Annotated in this window: 14 protein-coding genes; 3 read left to right on the forward strand and 11 right to left on the reverse strand. The window is 64.7% G+C overall.

The features are described 5' to 3' along the window. Positions 1-97: 97 nt before the first annotated feature. The 10 genes from ACE039_RS20495 to ACE039_RS20540 all read right to left on the reverse strand — a co-directional run bounded on the left by ACE039_RS20495 (position 98) and on the right by ACE039_RS20540 (position 9,548). Positions 98-970 carry a PhzF family phenazine biosynthesis protein gene (locus tag ACE039_RS20495; protein ID WP_485823214.1) on the reverse strand — a complete coding sequence of 291 codons (873 nt, stop codon included), beginning with the start codon at positions 968-970 and terminating at the stop codon, positions 98-100. Between the two features lie 86 nt (positions 971-1,056). Then, positions 1,057-2,454, reverse strand: coding sequence for a 4Fe-4S binding protein (locus tag ACE039_RS20500; protein ID WP_313461520.1), 1,398 nt, complete (start codon positions 2,452-2,454; stop codon positions 1,057-1,059). A 39-nt stretch (positions 2,455-2,493) separates the two neighbouring features. Next, positions 2,494-3,345: an FTR1 family iron permease gene (locus ACE039_RS20505; protein ID WP_105554998.1), complete on the reverse strand. Its 852-nt coding sequence runs from the start codon at positions 3,343-3,345 to the stop codon at positions 2,494-2,496. A gap of 13 nt (positions 3,346-3,358) precedes the next feature. Continuing rightward, the gene (locus ACE039_RS20510; protein WP_105554999.1) at positions 3,359-3,712 is read right to left on the reverse strand and encodes a cupredoxin domain-containing protein; all 354 of its coding nucleotides are present in this window, start codon (positions 3,710-3,712) and stop codon (positions 3,359-3,361) included. 2 nt (positions 3,713-3,714) lie between these two features. Further along, complete coding sequence (locus ACE039_RS20515; protein ID WP_105555000.1) at positions 3,715-4,251, reverse strand: iron transporter; 537 nt, start codon at positions 4,249-4,251, stop codon at positions 3,715-3,717. A 245-nt stretch (positions 4,252-4,496) separates the two neighbouring features. Continuing rightward, entirely contained in the window at positions 4,497-5,066 is a 570-nt protein-coding gene (gene phaR, locus ACE039_RS20520; protein ID WP_006222902.1) for a polyhydroxyalkanoate synthesis repressor PhaR, read from the reverse strand. A gap of 121 nt (positions 5,067-5,187) precedes the next feature. Then, positions 5,188-5,925 (reverse strand): acetoacetyl-CoA reductase, encoded by a 738-nt coding sequence (phbB, locus tag ACE039_RS20525; protein WP_105555001.1) that lies wholly within the window; start codon positions 5,923-5,925, stop codon positions 5,188-5,190. A gap of 77 nt (positions 5,926-6,002) precedes the next feature. Then, positions 6,003-7,640 carry a class I poly(R)-hydroxyalkanoic acid synthase gene (gene phaC, locus ACE039_RS20530; RefSeq protein WP_485823215.1) on the reverse strand — a complete coding sequence of 546 codons (1,638 nt, stop codon included), beginning with the start codon at positions 7,638-7,640 and terminating at the stop codon, positions 6,003-6,005. A 124-nt stretch (positions 7,641-7,764) separates the two neighbouring features. After that, the gene (gene pgeF / locus ACE039_RS20535; protein WP_485823216.1) at positions 7,765-8,529 is read right to left on the reverse strand and encodes a peptidoglycan editing factor PgeF; all 765 of its coding nucleotides are present in this window, start codon (positions 8,527-8,529) and stop codon (positions 7,765-7,767) included. Then, positions 8,517-9,548 carry an RluA family pseudouridine synthase gene (locus tag ACE039_RS20540; protein ID WP_485823217.1) on the reverse strand — a complete coding sequence of 344 codons (1,032 nt, stop codon included), beginning with the start codon at positions 9,546-9,548 and terminating at the stop codon, positions 8,517-8,519. The genes pgeF and ACE039_RS20540 overlap by 13 nt, the downstream gene beginning before the upstream one ends. 107 nt (positions 9,549-9,655) lie before the next feature. Here ACE039_RS20540 and ACE039_RS20545 point away from each other — a divergent pair, with 107 nt between their 5' ends. Next, positions 9,656-10,444, forward strand: coding sequence for an outer membrane protein assembly factor BamD (locus ACE039_RS20545; protein WP_105555005.1), 789 nt, complete (start codon positions 9,656-9,658; stop codon positions 10,442-10,444). Positions 10,445-10,591: 147 nt separating this feature from the next. On the opposite strand, the gene yoaA is transcribed toward ACE039_RS20545, so the two are convergent. Beyond that, on the reverse strand, positions 10,592-12,697 hold the full coding sequence (gene yoaA, locus ACE039_RS20550; protein WP_485823218.1) for a DNA repair helicase YoaA: 2,106 nt from the start codon (positions 12,695-12,697) through the stop codon (positions 10,592-10,594). 213 nt (positions 12,698-12,910) lie between these two features. Between yoaA and tex the strand changes: the two genes are divergently transcribed. Next, the gene (gene tex / locus ACE039_RS20555) at positions 12,911-15,283 is read left to right on the forward strand and encodes an RNA-binding transcriptional accessory protein Tex (RefSeq protein WP_310032790.1); all 2,373 of its coding nucleotides are present in this window, start codon (positions 12,911-12,913) and stop codon (positions 15,281-15,283) included. A gap of 287 nt (positions 15,284-15,570) precedes the next feature. Beyond that, complete coding sequence (locus ACE039_RS20560) at positions 15,571-16,077, forward strand: hypothetical protein (RefSeq protein WP_448709024.1); 507 nt, start codon at positions 15,571-15,573, stop codon at positions 16,075-16,077. The last annotated feature ends 57 nt before the right edge of the window (positions 16,078-16,134 follow it).

Genomic DNA, 16,134 nt, shown 5'->3' on the forward strand with positions numbered 1-16,134 from the left:
CCTGTGTACGACACAGGCGCCGCTTTCGTTTGGGGTTCGGAATGCCGGATCGGCGCGCCGGCTCCGGTTTGGCACGCATGTGTTCGGCACGCAAGCCTTAGAGGGTGATCGAGCCCCGGCCGATCTCGAGCGCACGGCCGCCCACCTGGATGCGGCCATCGGCCAGCACGTCCAACAGCAAGCGGCAGGGCCGGCCCATCTGATCGCCCTGCTCGACCAGGATGCTGGCGGGCAGCGAACGTTTATTGTGGACCAGCCAGCCGCCCAGGTTGGCGCAAGCGGACCCCGTGCCCGCATCCTCGTCCACGCCGCCTCCCGCCTTGGCAAAGAAGTAGCGGGCCACCACCACCTGGCGCGCATCCTGCACGCGGCCTTCATCGAAGGCGAACACATATAGCGTCTTGCGGCCCAGGCTGCTGGTCTGCCAGCGGTGCAGTTTCGAGGCGTCGGGCGCCGCGCGGCGCACGGCCTCGACGCTGGCCAGCGGCACCAGCAATTGGTCCGCGCCGGTATCCACCCAGATTGGCTCGCCCAACAGGTCATCGGCATCCAGGCCGACCAGGCCGGCGATCTCGGCGCGGTCCAGTTCGGGTGGCGCCGTGCGCACGCCATCGGGGCATGGCGCCGTGAAGGTCCAGGCATCCCCCCGGGCTTGTACCGGCACCACCCCGGCTTTGAACTCAAGCGTCAGCGCATCGCCGGTTTTGCGCAGGTCGCGCACCACTTGCGAGGTGCCGATGGTGGGATGCCCGGCGAACTTCATTTCGTAGCCGGGCGTGAAGATGCGCACGCGCGCATCCGCGCGGTCCGACGGCAGAATGAAGGTGGTTTCGGAAAGGTTGAACTGCGCCGCCAGGTTCAGCATGGTGGCGTCGTCCATGCCGCGCGCGTCTTCAAACACGCAAAGCTGGTTGCCGCTGAAAGTGTTGGACGCGAAAACGTTAAGCAGGCGAAACGCGTAGGAAGTCATGAAAAACAACTGGAGGAAGGCTGCCGGCCGGTCCGGCGGGGCCTCCAATGTATCGCAGCGCCCCGCGTCAGACCATCAAGCCGTTCTTACCAGATCGCAAAGAAAAACACCCACGCCATGCAGAACGGCGCCAGACCCGCTGCCAGCACGAGCCAGGCGGCGGCCTTGCGCCACCCTTGGGACTGACGCTGCGTCAGCAAACGCGCGAACAGGCGCAAGGTCCACAACACCGCCAGAGTCAGCAAGGTGAAGCGCACCGGGCCGGCCCAGGCAGCTTGCACGCCCTCGTGCTTGAGCAGGTTGACCGTGGTGGCGGACAGGCCCAGGAACACGCCGATGCCCGCCGACGGGATCAGGCCCTGGGCCAGCTTGTGCACGCCGGGACGGATCCAGCGCGTGACGGCCGCACCCGGCTGCTCCGCGGCCGGCGCCAGGCGGTCGGCGATCCACAGCGACAGGAAGCTTGCGCCGCCAACGATGACCGTGGCGCCAACGACGAACAGCAAGATGCCCGCGCCGTCCAGCCACGAGAAGCTGTCGTTCACGTCCGGATAGTGCGTCAGGATGAACCAGGGCGCGTTGTCCATCAACGGCCACATGATGTCGTGTTCCACCAGCCAGGTGGCGGCCCATTGCTTGGCGGTCACGTACCAGGGGCTGGCGCTCCAGAGGAACGCGCCGATCGCGATGCCCATCAGCCCGAAGCACAGCAATGCGGTCTGCCATGCGTCGCCGTCCGCGACGTGCACGATCTCTTCTTCGGGCGAACGCGGGGTCAGTGCGATCGCGCCGCGATAGCCGCTGCAACGCCCGCAAACATGGCAATCGCCCGCGCCCTTCATGTGGCGCAGCGGCACCAACGGCGCGCAGTTGATGGGTTCGATCCGGATGACCGGATGGCGCCACTTCTCTTCGTCGACCTTGAAGTGCCACGGCGCCAGCTTGGCCAGCAGGTTGAACACGCCGTTGACGGGACACAGGTACTTGCACCACACCCGCTTGCTGCGGCCATAGCGCCAGCCGACGATCATGGCGGCGACGGTGGACCCGCCAAGCACGGCCAGCACCGCCAGCGGATACTGATACACGCTGACCAATTGGCCGTAGACCGTCGTCAGCGCGAAGGCTACGAACGGCCAGCCGCCCCAGCGCATCCATTTGGGAATCGCACGGCCCTGCCCGCGCTCGCTGGCCCATTCGGTCAGCATGCCTTCGGGACAGAGCCAGCCACACCAGGCGCGGCCCAGGATAGGCATCGAGATCAGCACGAACGGCCACCAGACGCCCCAGAAGGCAAACTGCGCGACGATCGTCAGGTTGTTGAAGACCGATGCCGTATTGTCCGGCAAAGGCAGGATCGCGGGCACGATCAGAAGAAACGCGTACAACGCGACAATGCCCCACTGCAGCTTGCGCAACAGCGGGGCATGGTCACGGAGGAAATCGGCGATCCGGGAGGTCACCCTCCCGAGTACAGCAGCCATGTTCACACCTTCATTGTTCAGTCCGGCATCACGTCGGAATCAGGATGCGCGCTGGGCGGCCACCGGGGCGCGAGCGGACTTATTGCCCACCCAGCGCAGCAGCGCCCAGACCACGATCCAGTAAGCCACCCACAGCAAGACCGAGATCAGTGCCGGCAGCGCGCGGTAGCCGGCGAAGTCGGCCAGGACCTTGCCAAAACCGGTGCTGTCGCTCAAGAGCCACGAGCTGTCCCAGACCGGGTCGACGATGGTCGGCAGCACGTCCAGCGAAATCAAGTGGTCCAGGCCGCCCACCAGCAGCGAACCCGCCAACAGCAGCAGCAGGATTTCGGTGACGCGGAAAAAGCGGCGCCAGGTAATCAGCTTGCCGCCCAACTGCAGCAGCCAGAACGTCAGCAAGGCCACCGCGAAGCCGGCGACGCCAGCCAGCGCCAGCATCAGCATGTCGCTGCCGCCTTCGCCCGCCGACACGGTGCCGTAAAGGAACACCACGGTTTCGCTGCCTTCACGCGCCACGGCGATGGCCACCAGCACGAACAGCCCCCACCAATTGTCGTTGGCCACGGAACTGCGCGCCCCGCTTTCCAATTCGCCTTTCAGCGTGCGGCCGTGCTTCTTCATCCACACGACCATCTGCACGACCAGCGCGCACGCCGCCAGCGACATGATGGCCTGGAACCATTCCTGGCCCTCGTCGCTCAGCCAGGACGACACGCCCAGCAGCACCAGCGCCAGCGCGACGGCCAGCCCCAGACCGGCCGCGACGCCGCCCCACAGATAGTTCAGCCCGCGCTTGCCTTCGGGCGTGGAGCGCAGCCAGGTGTACAAAATGCCCACCACCAGCATGGCTTCGACGCTTTCACGCCAGACGATAAAAAGGACCTGTTCCATGTATTGCTACCGCTTATTCCTTGGGCTTGACGACCAGGGTGCCTTTCACGCTCTGGTGAAAGTCATCAAAGAAGGGATACTCGCCGGGACGGGAAATGGTGATCACCACGAAGGATTTCACCCCCGGGCCCAGCACTTTTTCCTTGCGCAGCGGAATGCTCTCGAATTCCACCGGCTCGTTGCTCTCGTTGATGAGCTCGATCTTGAAACGGCCGGCGGGCACTTCAAGCGTCGCCGGCTCGAAGGTGCCGTCCGGCTTGAACCGCAGCGTGAACGTCGGCAGTTCGTCCGCCTGCGCGGGCGCCATGCCGGCAAATACGGCCAGGCCGATCAGCACGGCGGCAGCAACGCGATGCAGGCGGCGCACGATCAATATCCGCCTTTCTTGCCGGTGCCGGCGTAGACGAATTCGTACTCCAGCTCGAACGGTTCAAACCACGGGCCCACGCCGGTTTCCTTGTCGACGTGGCGGCCGAAGTGAGCCATCTTGTTTTCAGACGGCGGCAAAATCGAATACTTCAGCTTGTACTTGCCCGGGCCTTCCAGCTTGACGTTGTCGCCATAGTGCGGGCCGTCGTTGGCGACCATGGGCATGAAGGTGCCCTTCTGCACGTTCTGGCTACCGACCTTCTGAATCTCGAAATTCACGACCAGGTAGGGCACCCATTCGCCTTCGGGGAAACCGGTCTTGTTGCCCGCGGTGGCGTGGATATCGGCCTCAAGGTGGACGTCGGAATCCTTGGCGGGACGCATCATCCCGGGCGGGTCCATTTCGATCGGCTGCAGATAGACCGCGCCAACTTCCATGCCGCCCTTCTCAACCGGCTTGCCGATGGGGTATTCGGCCGCTTGCGCGGCGGATACGCTCAGAGCGACGATGGCCAGCGCCAAGGCTTTCTTGATCATGTGCAAAATCCTCGAGACACAAATGAATGGCGGTTCCGATAAAACTAAACAAGAACCGTTTTCATTAATGTAACCAAAAAAACTGACATATCCCTGAACCTCAAGGGCCAAAAAGGGGCGGATTATTGCGTTCAGTCAAAGGGCGGCAGGGCCGGCGCGGGCAACAAAAAAGCCGGTCAGGCTAACGCCCTACCGGCTTCTGGATCAACGGGAAAGGGCCTCGGCCCACCCGCTTGCGGCGGTGATTACTTGCGGCCCGAACCCGGCGGCGTGCTGCCGGGCGTGAACGGGAACGTCGAGAACATCGCGCGCGTCTGGTCCTGCATCTGGTCCTGCATCTGCACGAACAGGTTCTTGCTCTGGTCGATGTAGTTATTCATCATGTTCTGCAGCATCGGGGTCTGCACATTCATGAACTGGGTCCAGGCTTCGGGCCCGAACTGGCTGCCGTACAGCCCTTTGGACTGCTCGGCCATGCGGGTCTGGATTTCCATGAAGGCCTGGATGTTCTTCTCAAGGTAAGAACCCATAATGCCCTGCATGGCGTGACCGTAGAAACGGATGATCTGCGACAGCATGTTCGACGAGAACATCGGCATGCCGCCGCTTTCCTCTTCCAGGATGATTTGCAGAAGGATGCTGCGCGTCAGGTCTTCGCCGCTTTTGGCGTCGACCACCTGGAACTCTTCGTTGGCCAGGACCAGTTGCTTGACATCTGCCAGAGTGATGTAGGTGCTGGTCCGGGTGTCGTATAGGCGACGGTTGGGGTATTTTTTAATCAGGCGCAGGCTGGCGCCGGTTTGTGCTTGCGTCATGTGTGTCCCCGGATCGGGCGATCTCTAAGACTTCGAATAAGGTGGAGTGTAATGCCGGAAGGCCCTGTCCCCGAGGCCTTCCGACGCCTGGAACCGCCCGATGGCGGTCCGCTGCCCAACATTAGCCCATGTGCAGGCCGCCGTTGAGCGAGAAATCCGCGCCGGTCGAAAAGCCCGATTCATCCGAGGCCAACCACGAGGTCATGGATGCGATTTCCTCGGGCGTCCCCAGACGGCGAACCGGAATGGTGGCCACGATCTTCTCGAGCACTTCGGGACGGATGGCGCGAACCATGTCCGTGCCGATGTAGCCCGGCGAAATCGTGTTGACCGTGACGCCCTTGCTGGCGACTTCCTGAGCCAGCGCCATGGTGAAGCCGTGAATGCCCGCCTTCGCCGTGGAATAGTTCGTTTGGCCGAACTGGCCCTTCTGCCCGTTCACCGAGCTGATGTTGATGATCCGGCCCCACTGACGCTCGACCATGCCTTCGATGACCTGCTTGGTCACATTGAACAGACTGTTCAAGTTGGTATCGATGACCGCGCGCCAATCGTCCGCGGTCATTTTGCGGAACAGACCGTCGCGCGTGATGCCCGCATTATTGACCAGCACATCGACCGGACCCATGTCGGCCGTGACCCGCTCAAAGGCCGCTACCGTCGATTCCCAGTCGGACACGTTGCCCACCGAGGCATAGAACGTGTAGCCCTGCGCTGCCTGCTCATCCAGCCATTGCTGGTAATTGCGGCTTGGGCCGCAACCTGCCACCACGCGAAAGCCATCCTTGGCCAAGCGCTGGCAAATAGAGGTGCCGATACCGCCCATCCCGCCTGTTACGTAAGCCAGTTTTCCGCTCATTGGACTTCCTCCTGTGTGCGACGGACGCCTCGTTGATTAACTTTCTTATTGGCCTGGGTGAACCGCGCATGGCGGCTTCAGGCAGCCCTGACCTTTACATACCTGCCAGGCGCCGGCTCGATCGGCCGGTACTTGGCATTGCCTAATTTTGTACGCGCCTTGACCTGCTTGCCCGCGTGTCCCGACAGCCATTGCGTCCAGTCGGGCCACCAGCTGCCCGCGTTCTCAGTGGCCTGCGCGAACCAGGCGTTGGGGTCGCCGGGCATGTCGTGTCCCGCGTGCCCCAGCTTGTCCGCCACCCAGTAGCTGCGGCGCTTCTTGGCGGGCGGATTCACCACGCCGGCGATGTGGCCCGAGGCCCCCAGCACGAAGCGTTGCGGGCCGCGCAGCAACTGCGTGGATGCATAGGCCGACACCCAAGGCACGATGTGGTCTTCGCGTGAACCGAATATATACGCCGGCATCGTCAGGCGCGTCAGGTCAAGCGGCAGGCCGGCGGCTTGCGCGCGGCCCGGCACTTTCAAATTGTTCTCAAGGTAGGTATTGCGGAAGTACCAGGAGAAGAACGGCCCGGGCAGATTGGTGCTGTCGCCATTCCAGAACAGCAGATCGAACGCGGGCGGCTTCTGGCCCTTCAGGTAGTTGCCCACCACATAGTTCCAGACCAGCTCGTTGGGCCGCAGGAACGAGAACGTGGTGGCCAGGTCGCGGCCGGGCATCAGCCCGCCGTTGCCCAGTTGGTGGTCGCGCAGCAGCGCATGCGCTTCGTCAACGAAGACTTTCAGGATGCCGGTGTCGTGGAAATCCAGCAGCGACGTCAGCAGCGTCAGCGACGCCACCGGCTGTTCGCCGCGGGCCTCGGCCAATGCCAGCGCCGACGCCAGCATCGTGCCGCCCACGCAGAAACCCAGGCCATTGACCTTGGGCTGCTTGGTGATGTCGCTGGCCACGCGCAGCGCCTGCAGCACCGCGTCATCCAGATAGTCGGACCAGGTGGCGCGGTCCACGCCATCGGTATCGCTGGCGACGGGGTTGCGCCACGAAACCAGGAACACCGTATAGCCCTGCTCGACCGCATGGCGCACGAAGGAATTTTCGGGCTGCAAGTCCAGGATGTAGAACTTGTTGATGTTCGGCGGCACGATCACCAACGGCAATTCGTGCACCGTGGGCGTGGACGGCGCGTACTGGATCAGTTGGAACAGCGTGTTCTCGAACACCACTTCGCCGGGCGTCACCGCCACGTTGCGGCCGATCTCGAACTGCGATTCGTCGGTCTGGGTGATGCGGCCTTTCTTGACGTCGCCCAGCAGGTTGGCCAACCCTTCGTTCAAGGCGCGTCCCGCGCTTTCCACGATGGATTGCTGGGCGTCCGGATTCAGCGCCAGGAAGTTCGATGGCGACAGCGCATCGACCCACTGCATGATGGAAAAGCGCAGGCGCTCGCGCATGGGCTCGCTGACCTGGGCCGCGTCGACCATGCGTTGCATGGCGCGGGCCGACAGCAAATAGGTGTGCGCCAGCAGCAGATGCGAACCGTTGGCGGCCCAGGCATCGCCGGCGAAACGGCGGTCGGCCAAGGGCGCAAGCGCGCCGCGTCGGGCGTCGTCACAAAGGCGCTGCCACTCGCGAGAGAATTCGGCCTGAATGTCGGCCAGGATTTCCGGTGCCACGCTCACCGGTATGGGCCCTGCGGCGGAGAGATTGGCATTCACTTCGACACCTTGTTATCGAGACTTCTCGATTGATGTTGCATTCCGGGTCCTGGACTGTCAATGCGGGTATACAAGGAGGCCGCCCGGGGCGGGCGACAAGCCCGCGCGCAGCCCTTGCGCAAGATCAATCCGGGTGGAGCCAGGCCAGCAGCGCCATGCGTCCGGTTTCACCATCGCGCCGGTACGAAAAGAAGCGTTCCGAGTCGGTCACGGTGCACATCCCGCTCAAGGACACCTCTTGTACTCCGGCACGGCGCAGGCGGAAATCGGCCAATCCGGCGAGGTCTGCCAGCCACTTTCCCGAGAGGCCCGGACGCGGCGTGAAATAGCGAGCGGTAGCGGGATCATCATGGGTGAAGGCGTCAAGCACGTCCTGGCCCACTTCGAAAACCCGCGGGCCGATACCGGGGCCGACCCAGGCGCGCCAGCCGGTGACCGCGGGCGCCTTGGCGCGCATGGCCGCCAGCGTATGCTCGAGCACGCCACCCGACAAGCCGCGCCAGCCGGCATGCGCCGCGCCCAGCACCTTGCCGTCGGCGTCGGCGATGACGACCGGCAGGCAGTCCGCCACCATGACGGCCAGCACGCGGCCCGGTTGCGACGTGACGCTGGCATCCACCGCCGGTTCGTCCGGCACGTCCTGCGCATCGGCGTCCACGACGTCGCTGCCGTGTACCTGGCGCAGCCACAGCGGGTCGGCCGGCACCGCGGCGCGCACCCGGCGCCGGTTCTCGGCCACCGTGTCCGGATCGTCGCCCGCCCGGCGCCCCAGGTTCAGGGTGTCGTGCGGCGCCACGCCCGCGCCGCCTGCGCGCGTGGTGCAGAAATAGCTCACACCGGCCCATTCCGGGCCCGTTACGACAGGCAGGCTGGCGATCACGCGTTCCATGCGATGTTTTCCTGGACCTGGGTCATGTCCTCGGGCAGCGCGGCCGCAAACTGGACTTCGCCACTACCGCCCGGGTCATCGAAATGCAGGGCGCGGGCATGCAGCATCTGGCGCTGCGCGCCTGCGATGTTCTTGCCGCCGTAGATCGTGTCGGCAAGCAGCGGATGGCCCAGGCTGGCCATGTGGACGCGGATCTGGTGGGTGCGGCCGGTTTCCAGGCGGCACACCACTTCGGTGACACGACCGCCGGGATCCACCTGGCCACGGCGGGCGGGCGCGTAATTGGTAATGGCGGGCTTGGGCGCCACCGGGCGTTCGACGCTCATGCGGATCGGCACGCGGGCATCGCGGCCAATGGCGCGTTCGACACGGCCGGCGCTGGCGATCCAGCCATGCGCCAGCGCCACATATTCGCGGCCCATGCTGCGCGCCTGCAACTGGCGCACCAGATGCGTCTGGGCGCGCTCGTTGCGGGCGACCACCATCAGGCCAGAGGTGTCCTTGTCCAGTCTGTGAACGATGCCGGCACGCGCGACGGACGCCAATTCCGGAAAGCGGTACAGCAAGCCGTTGAGCAGCGTGCCGCTCCAGTTGCCCGCGCCGGGATGCGTGACCAGGCCAGCGGGCTTGTTCACCACGATCCATTCGGGGCTTTCGGCCACGACGACGAATTCAACGGGTTCAGGGGTGAAGGCGCGCGCATCGGGCGCCGGCTGGGCCCAGACTTGCAGCTCGTCGCCCGGACCGACCGTCTGACGGATCTTGCCGGGCGCGCCGTTGACGTGCACGTTGCCGGCTTCGATCCAGCCTTGCAGGCGGCTGCGCGAATGGTCGGGCAACAAGCCGGCCAGCACCTTGTCCAGCCGGTCGGCCTTCACGGTGGAAGGCACGGTTACAAGTTGCGGTTCGCCCCGGTTTCCACTGGGGGTTTCGTCGGCGTTTTCATCGCCGGTTTCGTCGGAAAGGCCCAGAAGTTCATCGTCGGAAACGAGATCTGTGCCGGCGGCTGTATCAGACATGGAGACAAATCATATAATCAGCCTGCCATGCTAACACCAAGGATACGATTCTCGTGATTCACCACTCCGCAGCTCCCTCGAACCCCGCATCCCGAAGCGGGCCGGTTTTGCGCGTGGTTATCGCGCTATTTGCCGTCATCGTCATCGCCGGTTGCGGCTCGACCAACAGCAAATACGACAAGACCACCAACTGGAGCGCCGAACAGCTCTACGCCGACGCCAAGGCCGAAATGTCCTCCGGAGGCTGGAAGGAAGCACGCGAACGCCTGACCGCCATCGAAAGCCGCTACCCCTTCGGCGTCTACGCCCAGCAGGCCCTGCTTGAACTGGCCTACGTCAACTGGAAAGACGGCGAAAACGAACAGGCCCTGGCCGCGATCGACCGCTTCCAGCAGCTGTATCCCAACCACCCCGGCACCGATTACGCCCTGTACCTGAAGGGCCTGATCAACTTCACGCCGGCCAGCGCCTTCATGAGCAACATCACCGGCCAGGATCCCGCCGAGCGCGACCCCAAGGGGCTGCGCGCGTCTTATGACGCGTTCAATGAACTGATCAAGCGCTATCCGGACAGCAAGTACACGGTGGACGCCGAAAAACGCGTGGCATGGCTGGTCAACACCATCGCCATGAACGAAGTCCACGTTGCCCGCTATTACTACGAGCGTGGCGCCTACGTGGCAGCGGCCAACCGCGCACAAACCGTGATCACCGACTTCGAAGGCGCCCCCGCCACCGAAGAGGCGCTCTACCTGATGGTCGAGTCCTACGACAAGCTTGGCATGACGGAACTGAAGAACGACGCGCAACGCGTCTACGACAAGAACTTCCCCAACAGCGACTTCAAGAGCAAGGGTCTGACGGCCGACCGCAGCTGGTGGAACCCGTTTGATTGATGGGTCCGTGTCCGGCTGGCCAGTGCGCGTTTGATTGGCTAGCCAGCGCGATCCAGCCGCATGGGAAAAAGCAAAGCCCCTCGATCGAGGGGCTTTCTTTTTGTCCGCCGGGGCCACGGGGCCGCCGGAGCCGTTATCCCTGCGGCGCTACGCGTCCCCGCCTTCCTGCTTGCGCCGATAGAACGCCAGCACCTCCTCCAGTTCGCGCGTCCGCGCGAAAGGCGGCAGGCCGCGCCAAAGGCGCTTGCCGTATGGCTTTTCGACCAGGCGCGCATCTCCCACCATCAGCACGCCCCAATCCGACTCGGTACGGATGAGACGGCCCGCGCCCTGCTTGAGCGAGATCGCGGCCTCGGGCAACTGGTATTCCGAAAACGGATTGCCCCCCTCGGCCCGGCACGCGCGCAGGCGCGCTTCGATGACGGGGTCGTCGGGCGGCGCGAACGGCAGTTTGTCGATGGCGACCAGGGTCAGCACGTCGCCGGGCAGGTCAATACCTTCCCAGAAGCTGGCGCTGCCCACCAGCACCGGATGCTTGAGCTTGCAAAAACGGTCCAACAGGTCGCGGCGCGTGCCCTCGCCCTGTTTAAGCAGCGGCCAGTCGTGCCCGGCGTCGTCGAAGGCGTCGGCCAGCAAGGTCGCCACCTTGTCGACCGCGCGCAGCGTCGTGCACAGCACCAGCGTGCCGCCGGGGCTGGCTTCAAGCAGGGGCAACAGCGTCTGGACGAAACGGTCCAGGAACTGGGGCGATTGCGGTTCGGGCATGCCGCGCGGCACGAAAAGCAGCGCCTGCTCGGGATAGTTGAACGGCGATTCCCACTTGCCGGTGCGGGCGCTGGAAAGCCCCAACTGGCTGGTGAAGTGCGTGAACTCGCCGTTCACCGACAGCGTGGCCGACGTCATGATCCAGGCCTGGCCCGGCTTGCGGTATTTGGAGAACGCCTGGGCCACCGATAGCGGCGCCGAGTGCAGGCGCACATGGTGCTGACCGTGTTCGACCCAACGCACCGCGGGCCCCGTCCATTGGACGGCCGCGGCGGCCACGCCTTCCAGGATGGAAGCCGGCGTGGCGGGGCCGTCGCCCAAGTCGGCGGCGGCGGCGGTGGCGTCGGGCGATTGGTCGTCGCGCCCCCAGCCTTCATCGGCCATGCCGGCATCGGCGCGGCCCGGCGTGGCCCAGCGTTTGAGGCGCACGGAGATTTCAGCGCCGCTGCGTGCAGCGGCCATCAGGTCGGGGTGTTTCTCAGCCACCGCGCCCAAGGCTTTGGTGGCCGTATCCACGGCCTCTCGCAGGGCGGCCAGCGCCTCGTCGAATTCCTCGGGATTGGGGATCGCGTCGAACGTGGCTTTGCGGCCCGGCATCCGGTCCAGCGGCGCACAGACCAGCCGCAATTCGCGCGCGGCGGTTTCCAGATGGCGGCTGACGTCGCTCCATTTGGCGGCTTCACGCGCGTACGCCAGACCCGCGACTTCCAGCGCGCGGCCGAAGTCCATCAGTTGGTGCGTGGACACGCTGCTGCCCAGAAAGCGGGTGGCCGTGTCGGGCAATTGATGGGCTTCGTCGAAGATGACCGTATCGGCTTCAGGCAACAGGTCGGTCACGCCCTCTTCGCGCAGCACCAGGTCGGCCATGAAAAGCGCGTGGTTGACCACCACCACGTCGGCCTCCTGGGCCTGGCGGCGTGCCTTGACGACGAAACAGTCGCGGATGCGCGGGCATTCCTGGCCCAGGCAGTTCTCACGCGTGGACGTCACGCGTTGCCAGATGTCGGCGTCTTCGGGCACCTGGGCAAGATCGCTGCGGTCGCCCGTCTTGGTAATGCCTGCGAAGACCTGGATCTGGCGCAGTTGCTGGATCTCGGTGCGCGACTTCAGCGCGCGCTCGTCGCCCTGCAGGCGTTCAAGGTGATAGTGGCAGACGTAATTGCCGCGGCCCTTCAGCAGCGCCGCCGTCACGGGCGCGGCCAGCGCGGCGCGCACGCGTGGAAGATCGCGCGCGAATAACTGGTCCTGAAGCGTGCGGGTGCCGGTAGAGATCAGCACCTTGCCGCCCTGGATGAAGGCGGGTACAAGATAGGCCCAGGTCTTGCCGATACCGGTGCCCGCTTCCGCCACCAGCGTGGCGCGGTCCTGGATGGCGTCGCCGATGGCCTGCGACAGCTCGACCTGCGAAGGGCGTGGCTTGTAGCCGGGCATGGCCGTGGCCAGAGGCCCGTCCTCGTCAAAAAATTCGGAAATATCCAGGTCCAGCATTACGGCAGCCTAGTGTCGGTCGGAGTCTATGGTGAACCGGTACCGCGTACGGTTCGGCCGCCAGACACTGATGTGGGAAAGGACCAAATGATACCCGTTGCGGCGCCCGCCTCCGGTGGTCGCAGGGACGGATCGGTCCATGTTGGCACGTTCTGTAACAGTGGCTTATGGCACAATCCGCCCCTTGTTTTTCCTTTTTGTCGTCGTATAGAGATGTCTGAAACTTCCGCTATCACGAACGTCGCCGCCGGCGTCGACAACGCCCGCATCGTCGCGCAGCTTGCCACCGAGCTCGGCGCGCGCCCCTCCCAGATCGCCTCGGCGGTGGAACTGCTGGATGACGGCGCCACCGTGCCCTTCATCTCGCGCTATCGCAAGGAAGCCACCGGCGGCCTGGACGATACCGTGCTGCGCAATCTGGAAGTGCGCCTGGGGTATCTGCGCGAACTCGAAGAGCGCCGCGGCTCCATCCTTGAATCCATCTCGCAACAGGGCAAACTCACGCCCGAGCTGCAGCAGGAAATCGCAACGGCCGATACCAAGCAGCGCCTGGAAGACTTGTACGCGCCGTACAAACCCAAGCGCCGCACCCGCGCCCAGATCGCCCGCGAAGCGGGCCTGGAACCGCTGGCGGACGCGATCCTGGCCGATCCGGCCTGCGACCCTGCCGCGCTGGCCGCGCAATACCTGAACCCCGAAGCGTCCATCAACGACGCCAAGGCGGCGCTGGACGGCGCGCGTGACATCCTGGCCGAGCGCTACGCCGAAAACGCGGATCTGCTGGCCGACATGCGCGAGCATCTCTGGTCCACCGGCCTGATCTATTCCAAGATGGTCGACGGCAAGGAAACCGAAGGCGCGAACTTCCGCGACTGGTTCGATTTCAACGAGCCGCTGCGCACGCTGCCCTCGCACCGCATTCTGGCGCTGCTGCGCGGACGCCAGCAGGGCGTGCTGGAACTGCGCCTGGGCCTGGAAGCCGAACTGGAAGCGCAGCTGCCGCACCCGTGCGTCGCGCGCATCGCCAACTTCCTGAAGCTGGGCAACGGGCTGTTCGCGCTGGACGCCACGCCGCGTGCGCGCTGGCTGGGCGAAGTCTGCCGCTGGACCTGGCGCGTGAAGCTGTTGACGGCGTTTGAAAGCGAACTGATCGGCCGTCTGCGCGAAAGCGGCGAAGCCGAAGCCATCCGCGTGTTCGCGGCCAACCTGAAAGACCTGCTGCTGGCGGCTCCCGCCGGCCCCAAGGCCGTGCTGGGCCTGGACCCGGGCATCCGCACGGGTTGCAAGATCGCCGTGATCGACCAGACCGGCAAGGTGGTCGACACCACCACCGTCTACCCGTTCGAGCCGCGTCGCGACCGCGAAGGCACGATCAACACGCTGGCCGCGCTGGTCGCGCGCCACAAGGTGGACCTGATCGCCATCGGCAACGGCACCGCTTCGCGTGAAAGCGAAAAGCTGGTGGGCGACATGATGGAACGCTTCCCCGACCTGAAGGTCACCCGCGTGGTGGTCTCCGAGGCTGGCGCGTCCGTGTATTCCGCATCGGAAACCGCAGCGCTGGAATTCCCCGACCTGGACGTGACCCTGCGCGGCGCCGTGTCCATCGCGCGCCGCCTGCAGGATCCCTTGGCCGAACTGGTCAAGATCGATCCCAAGGCGATCGGCGTGGGCCAGTACCAGCACGACGTGAACCAGCGCGAACTCGCGCGTTCGCTGGACGCCGTGGTCGAGGACTGCGTGAACGCCGTCGGCGTGGACGTGAATACCGCATCGGCCGCGCTGCTGGCTCGCGTATCGGGCCTGAACTCGCTGCTGGCCAAGAACATCGTGGCGTGGCGCGACGAGAACGGCGCGTTCCCCACCCGCGATATCCTGCGCAAGGTGCCGCGCTTTGGCGATAAGGCCTTCGAACAAGCGGCGGGCTTTTTGCGCATCCCGAACGGCGACAACCCGCTGGACGCCTCGTCGGTCCACCCCGAGGCGTATCCGGTGGTCGAGCGCATCGTCGCCAAGATCAAGGCCGAGGTAAAGCAGATCATCGGCCAGCGCGATGCCTTGAAGGGCGTATCGCCATCCGACTTCACCGACGAGCGCTTCGGGCTGCCCACGGTGCGCGACATCTTCGCCGAACTGGAAAAGCCCGGCCGCGATCCGCGCCCGGAATTCAAGACGGCGCAGTTCAAGGAAGGCGTGGAAACGCTGAATGACCTGTATCCCGGCATGGTGCTGGAAGGCGTCGTGACCAACGTCGCCAATTTCGGCGCGTTTGTCGACATCGGCGTGCACCAGGACGGCCTGGTCCATATCTCGGCGCTGGCCGAGAAGTTCGTCAAGGATCCCCGCGATGTGGTGCGCGTGGGCCAGACGGTCAGCGTGAAGGTGTTGGAAGTGGATGCCGCGCGCAAGCGCGTCGCCCTGACCATGCGCCTGAACGATACCGCGGCCCCGGCACGCCGCAGCGGCGACGCGCCCAAGGGCGGCGACCGGCCCCGCCGCCCCCAAGGCGATGGCGGGCGCGGCAATGCAGGCGGCGGCGCGGCGAACAGCGCAATGGCGGATGCCTTCGCCAAACTCAAGCGCTGATCTTCCCTGGTCAGACGACAAAAGCCCGGTGCATTGCGCGCCGGGCTTTTTTTTAAGCTTAGGACTTTCCCTTAAATGGGCTTATTCCTTGCGCTCCCTCAAGCATCAAATCACAAAAATAAGGGAAAATATCTAATTGTGTCCAAATAATAAAAGCTGGTGGCGTAGGGGAACCCGGCAGGCACAAATTCCATGATCAGGCGAACAGCGGCGCGACCCGTCTATCAGGCACGAAGCACAACAACAACAGCGCCCTATCCCTGAGATTCCCCGGAGAGCCATCCGTCATGCGCAATACCATTACGCTTGCCGCTAATGAAGCGGCAACCATTACCGCAGAAGAAGCCGGCCATAGCGGCGCTTACAACGAAGTCACGCTGGGCCAGTACGCGCATCTGATCGTCGATGGCGCTGAAGTGACCTTCAAGCACATCACGCTGGAACGCCTGGGCACGCGCGTCATCGAACTGCGCAATGGCGCCCAACTGCATGTGGGCGCGCTAGGTTTCGCCAGCATGGGGGCCAGCATCATCTATCGCATCGGCGCGGGCTGCGCGCTGGTCTTCGATGCCAGCCAATGGGATCCGGAAGTCGTCGCCAACACCACCTTCGACTTCGCCAGCCAAGGCAGCGGCACGCTGAAGTACTTTCCGTTCATCAACCCGGAGTGGCTGGACTGCCCGAACGTCACGGGCTATTCGGAAGGCGACATGCTTGAAATCGCGGGCCAGGGCAGCGCCCAGCGTTTCCAGGTGCGCGATGGCCGCATCGTGGCCAGCGCCCGACTGGCCTGACCGCGCGGGTTACCGGGCCCCGTTCCTGATATTGCGGTAAGGTCGCGGGGGGGGGGG

The sequence above is a fragment of the Achromobacter maghribensis genome, from assembly GCF_057334215.1.

What these genes read in the sequence shown, in the direction of transcription:
- ACE039_RS20515 (WP_105555000.1), bottom strand. Translation starts at nt 4,251, where the DNA reads ATGATCAAGAAAGCCTTGGCGCTGGCCATCGTCGCTCTGAGCGTATCC.
- tex (WP_310032790.1), top strand. Translation starts at nt 12,911, where the DNA reads ATGTCTGAAACTTCCGCTATCACGAACGTCGCCGCCGGCGTCGACAAC.
- ACE039_RS20560 (WP_448709024.1), top strand. Translation starts at nt 15,571, where the DNA reads ATGCGCAATACCATTACGCTTGCCGCTAATGAAGCGGCAACCATTACC.
- ACE039_RS20540 (WP_485823217.1), bottom strand. Translation starts at nt 9,548, where the DNA reads ATGTCTGATACAGCCGCCGGCACAGATCTCGTTTCCGACGATGAACTT.
- ACE039_RS20505 (WP_105554998.1), bottom strand. Translation starts at nt 3,345, where the DNA reads ATGGAACAGGTCCTTTTTATCGTCTGGCGTGAAAGCGTCGAAGCCATG.
- pgeF (WP_485823216.1), bottom strand. Translation starts at nt 8,529, where the DNA reads ATGGAACGCGTGATCGCCAGCCTGCCTGTCGTAACGGGCCCGGAATGG.
- ACE039_RS20495 (WP_485823214.1), bottom strand. Translation starts at nt 970, where the DNA reads ATGACTTCCTACGCGTTTCGCCTGCTTAACGTTTTCGCGTCCAACACT.
- phbB (WP_105555001.1), bottom strand. Translation starts at nt 5,925, where the DNA reads ATGAGCGGAAAACTGGCTTACGTAACAGGCGGGATGGGCGGTATCGGC.
- yoaA (WP_485823218.1), bottom strand. Translation starts at nt 12,697, where the DNA reads ATGCTGGACCTGGATATTTCCGAATTTTTTGACGAGGACGGGCCTCTG.
- phaR (WP_006222902.1), bottom strand. Translation starts at nt 5,066, where the DNA reads ATGACGCAAGCACAAACCGGCGCCAGCCTGCGCCTGATTAAAAAATAC.
- ACE039_RS20500 (WP_313461520.1), bottom strand. Translation starts at nt 2,454, where the DNA reads ATGGCTGCTGTACTCGGGAGGGTGACCTCCCGGATCGCCGATTTCCTC.